The sequence below is a fragment of the Pseudomonas sp. LBUM1643 genome, from assembly GCF_059716215.1.
The window spans coordinates 824,820-841,249 of record NZ_CP166813.1; the positions used below are offsets into that span (position 1 = coordinate 824,820).

The 16,430-nt window shown below is 57.4% G+C and carries 13 protein-coding genes; 11 read left to right on the forward strand and 2 right to left on the reverse strand.

Annotated elements, in window-relative coordinates; all coding sequences use genetic code 11:
• Positions 1 to 28: 28 nt before the first annotated feature.
• The gene (gene recN / locus ACA063_RS03565) at positions 29 to 1,702 is read right to left on the reverse strand and encodes a DNA repair protein RecN (RefSeq protein WP_194691439.1); all 1,674 of its coding nucleotides are present in this window, start codon (positions 1,700 to 1,702) and stop codon (positions 29 to 31) included.
• 240 nt (positions 1,703 to 1,942) lie between these two features.
• On the opposite strand from recN, the gene grpE reads away from it, so the two are divergent.
• From grpE to ACA063_RS03605, 8 genes are all read left to right on the forward strand, one after another.
• Positions 1,943 to 2,509 (forward strand): nucleotide exchange factor GrpE, encoded by a 567-nt coding sequence (gene grpE, locus ACA063_RS03570; protein ID WP_162437895.1) that lies wholly within the window; start codon positions 1,943 to 1,945, stop codon positions 2,507 to 2,509.
• A gap of 102 nt (positions 2,510 to 2,611) precedes the next feature.
• On the forward strand, positions 2,612 to 4,528 hold the full coding sequence (dnaK, locus tag ACA063_RS03575) for a molecular chaperone DnaK (RefSeq protein WP_162437896.1): 1,917 nt from the start codon (positions 2,612 to 2,614) through the stop codon (positions 4,526 to 4,528).
• Positions 4,529 to 4,825: 297 nt separating this feature from the next.
• Positions 4,826 to 5,950, forward strand: a complete 1,125-nt coding sequence (dnaJ, locus tag ACA063_RS03580) for a molecular chaperone DnaJ (protein ID WP_194691438.1) — start codon at positions 4,826 to 4,828, stop codon at positions 5,948 to 5,950.
• Positions 5,951 to 5,960: 10 nt separating this feature from the next.
• Positions 5,961 to 6,764 carry a 4-hydroxy-tetrahydrodipicolinate reductase gene (gene dapB, locus ACA063_RS03585; RefSeq protein WP_162437898.1) on the forward strand — a complete coding sequence of 268 codons (804 nt, stop codon included), beginning with the start codon at positions 5,961 to 5,963 and terminating at the stop codon, positions 6,762 to 6,764.
• Positions 6,765 to 7,022: 258 nt separating this feature from the next.
• Entirely contained in the window at positions 7,023 to 8,159 is a 1,137-nt protein-coding gene (carA, locus tag ACA063_RS03590) for a glutamine-hydrolyzing carbamoyl-phosphate synthase small subunit (RefSeq protein ID WP_497664816.1), read from the forward strand.
• Positions 8,160 to 8,276: 117 nt separating this feature from the next.
• Complete coding sequence (carB, locus tag ACA063_RS03595; RefSeq protein ID WP_162437900.1) at positions 8,277 to 11,498, forward strand: carbamoyl-phosphate synthase large subunit; 3,222 nt, start codon at positions 8,277 to 8,279, stop codon at positions 11,496 to 11,498.
• Complete coding sequence (greA, locus tag ACA063_RS03600) at positions 11,495 to 11,971, forward strand: transcription elongation factor GreA (RefSeq protein ID WP_010463507.1); 477 nt, start codon at positions 11,495 to 11,497, stop codon at positions 11,969 to 11,971. Before carB ends, greA begins: the two co-directional genes overlap by 4 nt.
• Before the next feature lie 49 nt (positions 11,972 to 12,020).
• The gene (locus ACA063_RS03605) at positions 12,021 to 12,404 is read left to right on the forward strand and encodes an MFS transporter (RefSeq protein WP_497666468.1); all 384 of its coding nucleotides are present in this window, start codon (positions 12,021 to 12,023) and stop codon (positions 12,402 to 12,404) included.
• Positions 12,405 to 12,413: 9 nt separating this feature from the next.
• Here ACA063_RS03605 and ACA063_RS03610 read toward each other — a convergent pair whose 3' ends face one another.
• A complete protein-coding gene (locus ACA063_RS03610) occupies positions 12,414 to 12,722 on the reverse strand; it encodes a YhbY family RNA-binding protein (protein ID WP_162437901.1) in 309 nt (102 codons plus the stop codon).
• Between the two features lie 105 nt (positions 12,723 to 12,827).
• Here ACA063_RS03610 and rlmE point away from each other — a divergent pair, with 105 nt between their 5' ends.
• The 3 genes from rlmE to folP all read left to right on the forward strand — a co-directional run bounded on the left by rlmE (position 12,828) and on the right by folP (position 16,430).
• Complete coding sequence (gene rlmE, locus ACA063_RS03615; RefSeq protein WP_497664817.1) at positions 12,828 to 13,457, forward strand: 23S rRNA (uridine(2552)-2'-O)-methyltransferase RlmE; 630 nt, start codon at positions 12,828 to 12,830, stop codon at positions 13,455 to 13,457.
• A gap of 202 nt (positions 13,458 to 13,659) precedes the next feature.
• Complete coding sequence (gene ftsH, locus ACA063_RS03620; RefSeq protein ID WP_162437902.1) at positions 13,660 to 15,570, forward strand: ATP-dependent zinc metalloprotease FtsH; 1,911 nt, start codon at positions 13,660 to 13,662, stop codon at positions 15,568 to 15,570.
• Positions 15,571 to 15,578: 8 nt separating this feature from the next.
• A complete protein-coding gene (gene folP / locus ACA063_RS03625; RefSeq protein WP_497664818.1) occupies positions 15,579 to 16,430 on the forward strand; it encodes a dihydropteroate synthase in 852 nt (283 codons plus the stop codon).

Here is a 16,430-nt window from a genome sequence, read left to right on the forward strand (position 1 = left end):
AGGGTCGCCTTCGTGCTGTCTGCCGTTATTAAATCTTTGCGGTAACCACCATCTTTTTTGCGTGTGCCAGGGATTCCTTGGTGAGGTCGATACCACCCAGCATCCTCGCCACCTCTTCGACGCGGTCATTTTTGCTTAGCTTGGAGACGGCCGTACGGGTTGCATCTTCGCCACGCACCTTATGCACGAATAAATGCTGGTGTCCTTGAGCAGCGACTTGCGGCAAGTGAGTTACTGTCAGTACCTGGCCGCGTTCTCCGAGACGTCGCAGCAACTGGCCGACAATCTCGGCTGTTGGTCCACCGATCCCCACGTCCACTTCGTCGAACACCAGCGTAGGCACGCGTGAGGTCTGGGCAGTGATGACCTGAATGGCCAGGCTGATTCGTGACAACTCGCCGCCCGATGCTACTTTCGCCAGCGCTTTAAGCGGCTGCCCGGGGTTGGCGCTGACCAGCAGCTCTACTTGTTCGAGCCCATTGGGCAACAATTCGTCGCTGGTGTTAGGGCGCAGTTCAATGGTGAAGCGACCGCCGGGCATGCCCAGTCGCTGGATCTCCTGCTCCACGGCAGCAGCGAGACTGCTCGAAGCTTGATGGCGAAGGTCGCTGAGCTCCCGGGCTTTCTCCTGGTAATGACGGGCGTAGGAGGCGAGTTCGTCGCTCAGTCGCTCGATGGATTCATCGTTGGCATTCAGTGTTTCAATTTCATCCAGCAGGCGCTGCTGCATCTCGGCCACTTCGGTCGGCTGGATGCGATGTTTACGAGCCATGGTGTAGATCGCATCAAGACGCTCTTCCAGGTACTGAAGGCGCGCCGGGTCGGCATCAAAGTTATCGAGGAAGCGGTTCAGTTCGCCCACGGCTTCTTCAACCTGAATCTGCGCGCTGGTCAATAAACTGCTGGCCTCGCCGAGCGCACCGATCGAATTGTTCACGCTGGACAATCGGTTGAGGCTGGCGGTGAGGGCGTTCAGGACATTGCCGGAATCACTTTCGCTGCACTGCTCGACCACTTGCCGGCAGATGCCCAGCAAGGTTTCGGCGTTTGTGAGGTTCTTGTGCTCGTGCTCCAGCTGCTCCAGTTCGTTCTCGCCAAGACCCAGGTTTTCGAGCTCTTCGAGTTGGTAGCTGAGCAGTTGGTGGCGGGCGCGCTGCTCGTCACCGGAGTTGGAGAGACGCTCCAGCTCCTGCCGTGTCTGGCGCCAGCGCTGGGCAGCCAGTTGAACGTGGCGGGCAAGATCGGTAGCGCCCGCGTACTCGTCAAGCAGGCGGCGGTGTGTATCGGTCTTCAGTAGAGACTGGTGCTCGTGCTGGCTATGAATATCGATCAGCAGCTCGCCCAGGGACTTGAGGTCGCCAAGCGGGCACGGAGTGCCATTGATGTAACCGCGCGAGCGTCCTTCAGCTGTGATCACCCGGCGCAGGATGCACGGACCGTCACTGTCGAGGTCGCGCTCAGCCAGCCAGGCGCTTGCTTCTGGAATGTCGACCAGGTCAAAGGTCGCAAGGATATCGGCCTTGTCTGCTCCGGGGCGGACTACGCCACTGTCGGCACGATCACCGAGGGTCAGGCCCAGCGCGTCGAGCATGATCGACTTGCCGGCGCCGGTTTCCCCTGTGATCACACTCATCCCGCGATCGAGTTCAAGATCGAGATGTTCAACGATGGCGTAGTTGTGTACAGACAGGTGCACCAGCATAGAGGCCGCTCCCAGGTGTTAGGTCTGGTTATTTATACAGTGTTTTAAAGCGAGCTGACAATGCCCCCGCTTAGCTCTATTCGTTTGAACAGGGGCAATCCTTAGGCCGCTACGAAATCACAATGCAGCTCTTTTTGTAGGGTTAATACGACTCGACCCCTTGAAGCTTAATTTTGCGGCCCCATATAGCTGGGCAGAAGCGCGAGTTGAGCTCGCGGACGATATTGAAAGGAGAAATCTATGGCTGACGAACAGACAGTGGATACGCAAAATCTAGACGCCAATAAGGGCCCTGAGGCTTCGGGTGAAGACCTGGCGGCACGTGTACAAGTGCTCGAAGAGCAGCTGGCAGGCGCGCAGGATCAGGCTTTGCGTGTTGCCGCCGATCTGCAGAACGTCCGCCGTCGCGCCGAGCAGGACGTAGAGAAAGCTCACAAATTTGCGCTGGAAAAATTCGCCGCTGACCTGCTGCCGATTATCGACAGCCTGGAGCGCGGCCTGGAGTTGTCCAGCCCGGATGACGAAAGCATTCGTCCAATGCGCGAAGGCATCGAGCTGACCCTGAAGATGTTCCAGGACACCCTCAAGCGTTATCAGCTGGAAGCGATCGATCCGCATGGCGAGCCGTTCAACGCCGTTCATCACCAGGCGATGGCCATGCAGGAAAGCGCTGATGTCGAGCCGAACAGCGTCCTCAAGGTATTCCAGAAGGGCTACCAGCTTAATGGCCGCCTGTTGCGCCCGGCCATGGTCGTGGTCAGCAAGGCTCCATCGCCAGTTGCGCCTTCGATTGATGAGCAGGCTTGAAATTAGCCGCAAGGCCCCCATTTAGAAGTCAAGCGTTTAAGTACTACCGCAGTTAGCCATCACTGCTGCGGCAACCAAATCCAAAGTTTCGGGAGAGTGAACATGGGCAAAATTATCGGTATCGACCTGGGGACTACCAACTCCTGCGTCTCCGTGCTTGAAAACGGCGTAGCCAAAGTTATTGAAAATGCTGAAGGCGCGCGTACCACGCCGTCGATCATCGCTTACGCCAACGATGGCGAGATCCTGGTTGGCCAGTCCGCCAAGCGTCAGGCAGTGACCAATCCGCACAACACCCTGTATGCGGTGAAGCGTCTGATCGGTCGCAAGTTCGACGAAGAAGTCGTACAGAAAGACATCAAGATGGTCCCTTACAAAATCGCCAAGGCTGACAATGGCGACGCTTGGGTTGAAGTGAACGGCCAGAAAATGTCGCCGCCACAGATCTCGGCTGAAATTCTGAAGAAAATGAAGAAGACCGCCGAAGACTATCTCGGCGAGCCAGTGACTGAAGCGGTGATCACCGTTCCAGCCTACTTCAACGACAGCCAGCGTCAGGCGACCAAAGACGCCGGCCGCATCGCGGGTCTGGACGTTAAACGCATCATCAACGAACCAACCGCAGCCGCTTTGGCTTACGGTATGGACAAGGCGAAAGGCGATCACACCGTGATCGTTTACGACCTGGGCGGCGGTACGTTCGACGTTTCCGTGATCGAAATCGCTGAAGTGGATGGCGAGCATCAGTTCGAAGTATTGGCCACCAACGGTGACACGTTCCTGGGCGGTGAAGACTTTGACATTCGTCTGATCGACTACCTCGTCGACGAATTCAAGAAAGAAAGCGGCATGAACCTTAAAGGTGATCCGCTGGCCATGCAGCGCCTGAAAGAAGCCGCTGAAAAAGCCAAGATCGAGCTGTCTTCTGCTCTGTCGACCGACGTGAACCTGCCGTACATCACTGCAGACGCTACCGGTCCTAAGCACTTGAACGTGAAAATCTCCCGCGCCAAGCTGGAAGCGCTGGTAGAAGACCTGGTTCAACGCACTATCGAGCCTTGCCGCATTGCTCTGAAAGACTCCGGCATCGACGTTGGCGCTATCAACGACGTGATCCTGGTAGGCGGTCAGACCCGTATGCCGCTGGTTCAGAAGCTGGTAACCGAGTTCTTCGGTAAAGAAGCTCGTAAAGATGTGAACCCGGACGAAGCCGTTGCCATGGGTGCTGCAATCCAGGGCGCAGTATTGGCCGGTGATGTTAAAGACGTTCTGTTGCTCGACGTCAGCCCGCTGACTCTGGGTATCGAAACCATGGGTGGCGTGATGACTGCGCTGATCGAGAAAAACACCACGATTCCTACCAAGAAATCGCAAGTGTTCTCGACTGCCGACGACAACCAGGGCGCTGTGACCATTCACGTGCTGCAAGGTGAGCGTAAGCAAGCGGCTCAGAACAAGTCCTTGGGCAAGTTCGACCTGGCCGAGATTCCACCAGCACCACGTGGCGTGCCACAAATCGAAGTGACCTTCGACATCGACGCCAACGGCATTCTGCACGTAGGCGCCAAAGACAAGGCTACTGGCAAGACTCAGTCGATCGTCATCAAGGCTAACTCGGGTCTGTCCGAGGAAGAAATTCAGCAGATGATTCGTGATGCTGAAACCAACGCTGACGAAGACCGCAAGTTCGAAGAACTCGCAGCTGCCCGTAACCAGGGCGACGCACTGGTTCACTCGACTCGCAAAATGGTCGCAGACGCTGGCGATAAAGTGAGCGCTGAAGAGAAGACTGCAATCGAAGCGGCAGTAGTTGCCCTGGAAGCCGCCGTTAAAGGCGACGACAAGGCTGCCATCGAAGCCAAGGTTGAAGAGCTGTCCAAAGTATCCGCTCCAGTGGCGCAGAAGATGTACGCCGAACAGGCTCAGCCTGCTGAAGGCGCTGCACCGCAAGGCGAGTCGGCTGAGAAGGCTGATGACGTTGTCGATGCCGAGTTCGAAGAAGTCAAAGACCAGAAGTAAGTTGTTGGTCGCCCGGTTGACTGCCTTAAGGCGGTGACTGGTAGGATGTCGCCGCGCGGGAGCCTGCTCCCGCGTTGGCGTGTCTGGAGTACACGAATTTTTACAGCATGCGACAACGCTCGCGCGCTGGTGGTATGGCCGAAGATGCTCCTGCTTTTCGAGCTGAAAGTACCGCAATGAATCAAAGACCAGGATCGTTGAATTGACGTGAGTTGGGTCCGGGCCTGTATTGGGGCTCAACGAGTTTGGCGAGGTTCAGGAGAGCTTTGTCGAACGTCCTTAAGAGTGCAAAGACTTATGGCAAAGCGTGACTATTACGAAGTATTGGGTGTTGAGCGTGGCTCAAGCGAAGCAGACCTGAAGAAGGCCTACCGCCGCCTGGCAATGAAGCACCATCCAGACCGTAATCCCGATGACAAAGCATCGGAAGAGCTGTTCAAAGAGGCTAACGAAGCCTACGAAGTATTGTCCGATTCCGGTAAGCGTGCGGCCTACGATCAGTACGGTCATGCCGGTGTCGACCCGAGTATGGGTGGCGGCGGTGCCGGGTTTGGCGGTCAGAATTTCTCCGACATCTTTGGTGATGTCTTCAGTGATTTCTTCGGTGGCGGTCGCGGCGGTTCCCGTGGCGGCGCTCAGCGTGGCAGCGACCTGCGTTACACGCTGGAGCTGAACCTGGAAGAGGCAGTGCGCGGTACGACGGTGAATATCCGCGTTCCGACATTGGTTAATTGCAAACCGTGCGACGGTTCGGGTGCCAAGAAAGGCTCCTCGCCAGTCACGTGCCCGACGTGTGGCGGTATCGGTCAGGTTCGTATGCAACAGGGCTTCTTCTCTGTGCAGCAGACCTGCCCGCGCTGTCATGGTCAGGGCAAGATCATTTCCGATCCGTGCGATTCCTGCCACGGCGAAGGTCGTGTCGAAGAGTACAAAACCCTCTCCGTCAAAGTCCCGGCCGGCGTTGATACCGGCGATCGCATTCGTCTCTCCGGCGAAGGCGAGGCGGGTGCTCAGGGCGGCCCGACGGGCGATCTGTATGTAGTGATCAACGTACGCGAGCACGCGATCTTCCAGCGTGACGGCAAGCATCTGTTTTGCGAAGTGCCAATCAGCTTCGTTGATGCAGCGCTGGGAGGCGAGCTGGAAATTCCGACCCTCGATGGTCGAGTCAAGCTGAAAATCCCGGAGGGAACCCAGACCGGCAAGCAGTTCCGTGTTCGCGGCAAAGGTGTCGCGCCGGTGCGTGGCGGTGGTGCTGGTGATCTGATGTGCCGTGTTGCGGTGGAGACCCCGGTCAACCTGGGTCGTCGTCAGCGTGAATTGCTGGAAGAGTTCCGCAGCTCGCTGGAAGACGACAATAGTCACTCGCCGAAAACCACCGGTTGGTTCGAAGGCGTGAAGCGCTTCTTCGGCGATTTGTAAGGAGGCAGGCATGCGACGTATTGCAGTGATGGGCGCCGCGGGGCGCATGGGTAAAACCTTGATCGAAGCTGTTCAGCAGACGCCGGGAGCAGGTTTGACGGCGGCTGTTGATCGTCCTGACAGCACATTGGTCGGTGCGGATGCCGGTGAGCTGGCTGCGCTGGGTCGCATTGGGGTGCCGCTGTCCGGTGATCTGGCTCGAGTCGTCGACGAGTTCGACGTGCTGATCGATTTCACACACCCGACGGTGACCCTGAAAAACCTCGCGTTCTGCCGCAAGCACGGTAAAGCGATGATTATCGGTACCACCGGTTTCAGCGTTGAAGAGAAGCAGTTGCTGGCTGAGGCGGGCAAGGACATCCCGATCGTCTTCGCGGCCAACTTCAGTGTCGGCGTCAATCTGTGCCTGAAGTTGCTCGATACCGCTGCTCGTGTGTTGGGTGATGATGTCGACATCGAAATCACCGAAGCTCACCATCGCCATAAAGTCGATGCGCCTTCAGGTACCGCTGTACGCATGGGTGAAGTAATCGCCGATGCGCTGGGGCGTGATCTGAAGAAGGTGGCGGTCTACGGCCGGGAAGGCCAGACCGGTGCCCGTGAGCGCGAAACGATCGGTTTCGCCACTGTGCGCGCAGGCGACATCGTTGGTGATCACACCGTGCTGTTCGCCGCCGATGGCGAGCGTGTCGAGATCACTCACAAGGCTTCCAGCCGAATGACCTTCGCCAAGGGCGCGGTTCGTGCCGCATTGTGGCTGGATGGTCGCGAGCCAGGCCTCTACGACATGCAAGACGTGCTCGACCTGCGTTAATACGCTTCCGAAATCGGGTTCAAACATCGTGTTTGAGCCCGGTTTTACTCCGCCAAGCGACGACCTGTCGCATTCTCCAGCCTTTCGGGCTCATTGGCGGTAGACCAAAATTGCCTTTTTCTGTAAGCTACAGCTTTAGTGTGTTCACTAAAAGCGCGCAGAATAATTCAGTGAATGAGCGGAGTGACGTGTCCATACGTCACTCCGCTTTTTTACACCTGCGATCGCCCTTTCAGGCTTTATTTACGGGAGGTCTTCTTGACTAAGCCAGCCATACTCGCCCTTGCTGATGGCAGCATTTTTCGCGGCGAAGCCATTGGAGCCGACGGTCAAACCGTTGGTGAGGTGGTGTTTAACACCGCAATGACCGGCTATCAGGAAATCCTTACCGATCCTTCCTACGCCCAACAGATCGTTACCCTGACTTACCCGCATATCGGCAACACCGGCACCACGCCGGAAGACGCCGAGTCCGATCGCGTATGGTCCGCCGGCCTGGTTATCCGTGACCTGCCACTGGTTGCGAGCAACTGGCGTAACACGATGTCCCTGTCCGACTACCTGAAAGCCAACAATGTTGTGGCTATCGCCGGTATCGACACTCGCCGCCTGACCCGCATCCTGCGTGAGAAAGGCGCACAGAACGGCTGCATCATGGCCGGCGACAACATCTGCGAAGAAGCCGCCATTGCCGCTGCCCAGGGTTTCCCTGGCCTGAAAGGCATGGACCTGGCGAAAGTCGTCAGCACCAAAGAGAAGTACGAGTGGCGTTCGACTGTCTGGGACCTGAAAACCGACAGCCACGCGACCATCGACGCCTCCGAGCTGCCGTACCACGTGGTTGCCTACGACTACGGCGTCAAGCTGAACATCCTGCGCATGCTGGTCGAGCGCGGTTGCCGCGTCACCGTAGTGCCGGCGCAGACGCCTGCTGCTGACGTACTGGCGATGAAGCCGGACGGCGTGTTCCTGTCCAACGGCCCTGGTGACCCGGAGCCTTGCGACTACGCGATCCAGGCGATCAAGGACGTGCTGGAAACCGAGATTCCGGTGTTCGGCATCTGCCTCGGTCACCAGCTGCTGGCCCTGGCCTCCGGCGCCAAGACCCTGAAAATGGGTCATGGTCACCACGGTGCCAACCACCCGGTCCAGGATCTGGAAACCGGCGTTGTGATGATTACCAGCCAGAACCACGGTTTTGCGGTAGACGAAGCAACCCTGCCCGCCAACGTACGTGCGATTCACAAGTCGCTGTTCGACGGCACCCTGCAAGGGATCGAGCGCACCGACAAGAGCGCCTTCAGCTTCCAGGGTCACCCTGAAGCCAGCCCTGGCCCGAACGACGTAGCGCCTCTGTTCGATCGCTTCATCAACGAAATGGCCAAGCGACGCTAATCGCCAGCCCTGATGCAGCAAAGCTTGAGGGTGGTCCCGAGATCGGCGGCCCCCTCAAGTTTCACAGATTGAACAAGACGGCTTGCCGACTGACCTGCGGATTTGAGTGACAAACCCATGCCAAAACGTACAGACATAAAAAGCATCCTGATTCTCGGCGCTGGCCCGATCGTTATCGGCCAGGCCTGTGAATTCGACTACTCCGGCGCCCAGGCCTGCAAAGCCCTGCGCGAAGAGGGTTACCGCGTCATCCTGGTGAACTCCAACCCGGCAACCATCATGACCGACCCGGACATGGCCGACGCCACGTACATCGAGCCGATCAAGTGGCAGACCGTTGCCAAGATCATCGAGAAAGAGCGCCCGGACGCGCTGCTGCCGACCATGGGTGGCCAGACCGCTCTGAACTGCGCACTGGATCTGGAGCGCGAAGGCGTTCTGGAGAAGTTCGGCGTAGAGATGATCGGTGCCAATGCTGACACCATCGACAAGGCAGAAGACCGTTCGCGCTTCGACAAGGCAATGAAATCCATCGGTCTGGATTGCCCGCGTTCCGGTATCGCCCACAGCATGGAAGAGGCCAATGCGGTTCTCGAGAAGCTTGGCTTTCCGTGCATCATTCGTCCGTCCTTCACCATGGGCGGCACCGGTGGCGGCATCGCTTACAACCGTGAAGAGTTCGAAGAAATCTGCGCCCGTGGTCTGGATCTGTCGCCGACCAAAGAGCTGCTGATCGACGAATCCCTGATCGGCTGGAAAGAGTACGAGATGGAGGTTGTCCGCGATAAGAAAGACAATTGCATCATCGTCTGCTCCATCGAAAACTTTGACCCGATGGGCGTTCACACCGGTGACTCGATCACCGTTGCACCAGCACAGACGCTGACGGACAAGGAGTACCAGATCATGCGTAACGCCTCGTTGGCGGTACTGCGTGAGATCGGCGTGGAAACCGGCGGCTCCAACGTCCAGTTCGGCATTTGCCCGGACACTGGCCGTATGGTTGTCATCGAGATGAACCCGCGTGTATCCCGTTCCTCGGCTCTGGCGTCGAAAGCCACCGGTTTCCCGATTGCGCGTATCGCTGCCAAGCTGGCGATCGGCTACACCCTGGACGAGTTGCAGAACGAAATCACCGGCGGCGCTACTCCGGCGTCCTTCGAGCCGTCCATCGACTACGTCGTGACCAAACTGCCACGCTTCGCCTTCGAGAAATTCCCGAAAGCCGACGCACGCCTGACTACTCAAATGAAGTCGGTAGGTGAAGTCATGGCCATCGGCCGGACTTTCCAGGAATCCCTGCAGAAAGCCCTGCGCGGTCTGGAAGTGGGTGTCTGCGGTCTGGACGAGAAGCTCGACCTGAGCAATCCGGAAAGCATGAGCATCCTCAAGCGCGAACTAACCGTGCCGGGTGCCGAGCGTATCTGGTACGTGGCTGACGCCTTCCGCGCGGGCCTGTCGGTCGAAGATATCTTCGGCATGAACATGATCGATCCGTGGTTCCTGGTGCAGATCGAAGATCTGATCAAGGAAGAAGAGAAGGTCAAGACCCTGGGTCTGGCCAGCATCGACCGCGACTTGATGTTCCGCCTCAAGCGCAAAGGCTTCTCGGACATGCGTCTGGCCAAGCTGCTGGGTGTAACCGAGAAAAACCTGCGTCGCCACCGTCACAAGCTGGAAATTTTCCCGGTCTACAAGCGCGTTGACACCTGCGCGGCCGAGTTCGCCACTGACACTGCTTACATGTACTCGACTTACGAGGAAGAGTGCGAAGCTGCACCAACGGGCCGTGACAAGATCATGATCCTGGGCGGCGGTCCTAACCGCATCGGCCAAGGCATCGAGTTCGACTACTGCTGCGTACACGCGGCGCTGGCCCTGCGCGCCGACGGTTACGAGACCATCATGGTCAACTGCAACCCGGAAACCGTATCTACCGACTACGACACCTCTGATCGCCTGTATTTCGAACCGGTGACCCTGGAGGACGTGCTGGAAATCGTCCGCGTCGAGAAGCCGAAAGGCGTGATCGTCCAGTACGGCGGCCAAACCCCGCTAAAACTGGCGCGTGCCCTGGAAGAAGCCGGTGTGCCGATCATCGGTACCAGCCCTGACGCTATCGACCGTGCAGAAGACCGCGAGCGCTTCCAGCAGATGGTTGAACGCCTGAACCTGCGTCAGCCTCCGAACGCTACCGTGCGCAGCGAAGACGAAGCGATTCGTGCAGCCAGCAAGATCGGGTATCCGTTGGTTGTTCGTCCGTCCTATGTACTGGGCGGCCGCGCGATGGAAATCGTGTACGAAGAAGAAGAGCTCAAGCGCTACCTGCGTGACGCGGTGAAAGTGTCCAACGACAGCCCGGTGCTGCTGGACCACTTCCTCAATTGCGCCATCGAAATGGACGTGGATGCAGTTTGCGACGGCACCGACGTGGTGATCGGCGCGATCATGCAGCATATCGAGCAGGCTGGTGTGCACTCCGGTGACTCGGCATGCTCCCTGCCGCCGTACTCGCTGCCTGGCCACATCCAGGACGAGATGCGCGAACAGGTCAAGAAAATGGCTCTGGAGCTGGGCGTTGTCGGCCTGATGAACGTTCAGTTGGCGCTGCAGGGCGAAGACATTTACGTCATCGAAGTCAATCCGCGCGCTTCCCGTACCGTACCGTTCGTATCCAAGTGCATCGGTGTTTCCCTGGCCATGATCGCAGCCCGTGTGATGGCCGGTAAGACCCTGAAGGAAATCGGCTTTACCAAGGAAATCATTCCGAACTTCTACAGCGTGAAAGAGGCAGTGTTCCCGTTTGCCAAGTTCCCTGGTGTGGACCCGATCCTCGGCCCAGAGATGAAGTCCACTGGTGAAGTGATGGGTGTCGGCGACACCTTCGGCGAAGCGTTCGCGAAGGCCCAGATGGGTGCGAGCGAAGTCCTGCCGACCGGCGGTACCGCGTTCATCAGTGTGCGTGACGACGATAAGCCACTGGTTGCAGGCGTGGCCCGCGATCTGATCAACTTGGGCTTCGAAGTGGTCGCCACTGCCGGTACTGCCAAGCTGATTGAAGCTGCAGGCCTGAAAGTGCGTCGTGTGAACAAGGTGACCGAAGGTCGTCCGCACGTGGTCGACATGATCAAAAATGACGAAGTCACGCTGATCATCAACACCACCGAAGGCCGTCAGTCGATCGCTGATTCGTACTCCATTCGTCGTAATGCCTTGCAGCACAAGATCTACTGCACGACCACCATTGCTGCTGGCGAAGCCATCTGCGAAGCGCTCAAGTTCGGTCCAGAAAAGACCGTGCGTCGCTTGCAGGATCTACACGCAGGATTGAAGGCATGATCAAATACCCAATGACTGTCCAGGGCGCCAAAGCCCTGGAAGAAGAGCACGCTCACCTCACCAAGGTTGTCCGTCCGAAGCTCAGCCAGGACATCGGTACGGCCCGCGAGCTGGGTGACTTGAAGGAAAACGCCGAATACCACGCTGCTCGCGAGCAGCAGGGGATGGTCGAGGCGCGGATCCGGGACATTGAAGGCCGGATTCAGAATCAGGTCATCATCGATGTCACGACTATTCCTCACACCGGCAAAGTAATTTTCGGCACCACCGTTGAGATTGCCAACGTCGAGACTGATGAAAGCGTCACTTACCACATCGTTGGTGAAGACGAGGCTGACTTCAAGCTGGGCAAGATTTCGGTGGGTTCGCCACTGGCCCGAGCCTTGATCGCCAAGGAAGAGGGTGATGTGGTTGCGGTAAAAACGCCTGGTGGCGTTATCGAGTACGAGATTGTCGAAGTACGCCACATCTAAAAGAAGGCGCCCGCTACGTGCGGGCGCTGTTCTTTGGCAACTGACCCAGATGTTGTGGGTTGGCGGCCTGTGGCTGTTACATATCGGTCTGCTGCCGGTGCTGGGTCAAATTGGCTTGGCGCCACTGCTGATTGATGAAATTGCAGGCGTGTTGAATGGGCTGTTGGTAGCTTTCGCCACAGCTTGTGTGATTTTTCAGGCTTTGGTGCTGGTTCAGGCCGAGGGCCTTGCCAGTCTATGGCGCGATATTCGCGGGCAACTGCTGCTGATGGCGTTCTACGCGTGCGGGATGTTTTTCGCGGTACGCTTCGGATGGCCGGATGCCGTGCGTTGGCAGGTTTTCAGCTATCTGGTGCTAGGGTTTTCCGGGCTTGTGCTGGTTTTACAACCGGTTCCGGGATGGAGCGGCAGGGTGCGCGAAGCACACCCTTGACCCTTGTCATCACTTGAAGCGATGAACGTTCGACAGCTGCTTGTTGACGCTGAAGTTCTTGCGGTAAATCAGTGCCATCTTGCCGATGACCTGAACCAAATCCGCTTTGCCGACCTTGCAGAGTTCTGCAATGGTCGCCAGGCGTGATTCGCGATCGAGGATGTTGAGCTTGATTTTGATCAGCTCGTGATCCGCCAAAGCGCGTTCAAGTTCGGCTAACACACCTTCAGTCAAACCGTTGTCAGCCACGATCAAAACTGGTTTCAGATGGTGGCCAATGGATTTGTACTGTTTCTTCTGCTCTTGAGTGAGCGGCATAATCTGACCCCTGCGTCTGATCTTGTAAAAAGCGGCGGCCAGTTTACCCGAGCGAGTCCGGGACCGCCCAGTTAATCACGACCCGTTTTATTTTCGAGGTGGCCCGTGGCCCGTTCCAAGACAAGCCTTAAGTGGCTGCAAAGACATGTCAATGATCCCTATGTGAAGCAGGCGCAGAAGGATGGTTACCGTTCGCGTGCGAGTTACAAGCTTCTGGAGGTCCAGGAGAAATACAATCTGATCCGTAACGGCATGAGCGTTGTCGACCTGGGTGCAGCGCCCGGGGGATGGTCGCAGGTGACTAGCCGTCTGATCGGTGGTCAGGGGCGCCTGATTGCCTCGGACATTCTGGAAATGGACAGCATTCCGGACGTGACTTTCATCCAGGGTGACTTTACCGAGGACGAAGTGCTCGCCCGGATCCTTGAAGCCGTGGGTAATTCGCAGGTGGACCTTGTGATTTCCGATATGGCCCCCAATATGAGTGGTACGCCTGAAGTAGATATGCCAAAAGCGATGTTTCTTTGCGAGTTGGCGCTTGATTTGGCGGAACGGATACTCAAGCCGGGTGGTAATTTCGTGATCAAGATTTTTCAGGGCGAAGGATTTGATGTTTACCTGAAGGATGCGCGTCGGAAATTCGACAAGATCCAGATGATCAAGCCAGACTCTTCTCGTGGCAGTTCCCGCGAGCAATACATGCTGGCCTGGGGTTATCGCGGGCGCAGTGAGTAAAACGAGGTTTTTTGGCGGGGCGATAGGTTTTTCGTATTTCGCCCCTTGAGCATTAGCGAATATTGTGTAGAAAGTGTTTCACAAAGGGTTACAGACGGCGCCTGCCAGAGCCGTAGGTAATGTAGTAAGTTAGGCCGGTGAATATCATGCGAAGCGCGCGCCATTAGCGGAGCTTGCTTCAGAGGGTAGTTAATTGAACGATATGGCAAAGAATCTGATCCTGTGGTTGATCATCGCGGCTGTCCTGGTGACAGTGATGAACAACTTCTCCAGCCCTAACGAGCCGCAGACCCTCAACTATTCCGACTTCATCCAGCAGGTCAAGGATGGCAAGGTCGAGCGCGTAGCGGTTGACGGCTACGTCATTACCGGTAAACGCAGTGATGGCGACAGCTTCAAGACCATTCGTCCTGCAATCCAGGACAACGGTCTGATTGGCGATCTCGTGGACAACCACGTGGTTGTTGAGGGCAAGCAGCCCGAGCAGCAAAGCATCTGGACTCAGCTCCTGGTGGCGAGCTTCCCGATCCTCGTGATCATCGCCGTGTTCATGTTCTTCATGCGCCAGATGCAAGGTGGTGCGGGAGGCAAGGGCGGGCCGATGAGCTTCGGCAAGAGCAAGGCGCGCCTGCTCTCCGAAGATCAGGTGAAAACCACTTTGGCTGACGTTGCCGGTTGCGATGAAGCCAAGGAAGAAGTCGGCGAGTTGGTCGAGTTCCTCCGTGATCCGGGCAAGTTCCAGCGATTAGGCGGCCGCATTCCTCGCGGCGTGCTGATGGTGGGTCCTCCTGGTACTGGTAAAACCTTGCTGGCCAAAGCGATTGCCGGTGAGGCCAAAGTGCCGTTCTTCACCATTTCCGGCTCCGATTTCGTCGAAATGTTCGTCGGTGTTGGCGCAAGCCGTGTCCGTGACATGTTCGAACAAGCCAAGAAGCACGCCCCTTGCATCATCTTCATCGATGAAATCGACGCCGTTGGTCGCCATCGTGGCGCTGGCATGGGCGGCGGTCATGATGAGCGTGAGCAGACTCTCAACCAGTTGCTGGTAGAGATGGACGGCTTTGAAATGAATGACGGTATTATCGTCATTGCCGCAACCAACCGTCCTGACGTTCTGGACCCTGCGTTGCTTCGTCCGGGCCGTTTCGACCGTCAGGTCGTGGTCGGTCTGCCGGATATTCGCGGTCGTGAGCAGATTCTCAAAGTCCACATGCGTAAAGTGCCAATGGGTGATGACGTCGCTCCTGCGGTTATCGCTCGTGGGACCCCTGGTTTCTCCGGGGCCGATCTGGCCAACCTGGTGAACGAAGCGTCGTTGTTTGCTGCTCGTACTGGCAAGCGCGTCGTCGAGATGAAAGAGTTCGAGCTGGCGAAAGACAAGATCATGATGGGCGCCGAGCGCAAATCCATGGTGATGTCCGAAAAAGAGAAGCAGAACACCGCTTATCACGAAGCTGGCCACGCCATCGTTGGTCGCGTCGTGCCTGAGCACGACCCGGTTTACAAGGTGTCGATCATTCCACGCGGTCGTGCGCTGGGTGTAACCATGTTCCTGCCGGAAGAGGATCGTTACAGCCTGTCCAAGCGGGCATTGATCAGCCAGATCTGTTCGTTGTACGGCGGCCGTATTGCAGAAGAGATGACCCTGGGGTTCGACGGCGTTACTACCGGTGCATCCAACGACATCATGCGTGCCAGCCAGATTGCACGAAACATGGTGACCAAGTGGGGGCTGTCCGAAAAGCTGGGTCCGTTGATGTATGCCGAAGACGAGGGTGAAGTATTCCTCGGTCGTGGCGGTGGCGGTCAGAGTGCAAGTTTCTCCGGCGAGACTGCCAAACTGATCGACTCCGAAGTGCGTAGCATCATTGATCAGTGCTACGGCACTGCCAAGCAGATCCTCACGGATAACCGTGACAAGCTTGATGCGATGGCTGATGCGCTGATGAAGTACGAGACGATCGATGCTGAACAGATCGATGACATCATGGCGGGTCGTACGCCTCGCGAGCCTCGCGACTGGTCAGGTGGCACCGGTACTTCCGGAACACCTCCGGTAGTGCAGGGCGAGCGTCCTGAAACACCGATCGGCGGTCCTGCTGCTGACGTTTAAGGTTTGAAATGACTTTTGTTCAGTCCTCAACCCGGTTGCCTTGCGGCAACCGGGTTCTTGATTTGGCCCAGACGCATGTCATGGGCATTCTCAACGTTACTCCTGACTCCTTCTCTGACGGCGGCCAATACAGCCAGCTGGATGCAGCCTTGCGCCACGCTGAAGCGATGGTGGTAGCGGGTGCAACACTGATCGATGTGGGTGGCGAGTCCACGCGCCCAGGCGCCAGAGCGGTGTCGCCGCTCGAAGAGCTCGAGCGTGTGGCATCTGTCGTCGAGCGAATTCATCGCGAACTGGATGTGATCATCTCGGTAGATACTTCCACGCCTGCGGTCATGCGCGAAACAGCGCGACTTGGGGCGGGGTTGATCAACGATGTGCGTTCATTGCGACGGGATGGCGCTCTTGATGCGGCTGTGGCCACCGGTCTTCCGGTCTGTCTGATGCATATGCTCGGAGAGCCAGGCGACATGCAGGATGATCCGCAGTATCAGGATGTAACCCAGGAAGTGGGAGCGTTTCTGGCTGAGCGAATGGTTCAATGTGCGCAGGCCGGAATTCCGTCCGAACGGATCATTCTCGACCCGGGATTCGGCTTCGCCAAAACCTTGCAGCACAATCTAAGCTTGTTTAAGCACATGGAAGCTCTGCATGCCTTGGGGCGGCCCCTGTTGGTCGGGGTTTCGCGCAAAAGCATGATTGGTCAGGCCCTGAATCGTCCGGTCGGGGAGCGCCTGTTTGGCGGTCTTGCGCTCGCGGCGCTGGCTTCGACCAAGGGGGCGCGTATATTGCGCGTCCATGACGTAGCTGAAACAGTTGATGTAGTGCGGATGATCGCCGCAGTGGAATCAGCCGAATAA

Bases quoted from the DNA above. Each gene is read 5' to 3' on its own strand.
- folP (WP_497664818.1), top strand. From the start codon at position 15,579: ATGACTTTTGTTCAGTCCTCAACCCGGTTGCCTTGCGGCAACCGGGTT.
- dnaJ (WP_194691438.1), top strand. From the start codon at position 4,826: ATGGCAAAGCGTGACTATTACGAAGTATTGGGTGTTGAGCGTGGCTCA.
- greA (WP_010463507.1), top strand. From the start codon at position 11,495: ATGATCAAATACCCAATGACTGTCCAGGGCGCCAAAGCCCTGGAAGAA.
- ftsH (WP_162437902.1), top strand. From the start codon at position 13,660: ATGGCAAAGAATCTGATCCTGTGGTTGATCATCGCGGCTGTCCTGGTG.
- ACA063_RS03605 (WP_497666468.1), top strand. From the start codon at position 12,021: ATGTTGTGGGTTGGCGGCCTGTGGCTGTTACATATCGGTCTGCTGCCG.
- grpE (WP_162437895.1), top strand. From the start codon at position 1,943: ATGGCTGACGAACAGACAGTGGATACGCAAAATCTAGACGCCAATAAG.
- carB (WP_162437900.1), top strand. From the start codon at position 8,277: ATGCCAAAACGTACAGACATAAAAAGCATCCTGATTCTCGGCGCTGGC.
- dnaK (WP_162437896.1), top strand. From the start codon at position 2,612: ATGGGCAAAATTATCGGTATCGACCTGGGGACTACCAACTCCTGCGTC.
- ACA063_RS03610 (WP_162437901.1), bottom strand. From the start codon at position 12,722: ATGCCGCTCACTCAAGAGCAGAAGAAACAGTACAAATCCATTGGCCAC.
- dapB (WP_162437898.1), top strand. From the start codon at position 5,961: ATGCGACGTATTGCAGTGATGGGCGCCGCGGGGCGCATGGGTAAAACC.
- recN (WP_194691439.1), bottom strand. From the start codon at position 1,702: ATGCTGGTGCACCTGTCTGTACACAACTACGCCATCGTTGAACATCTC.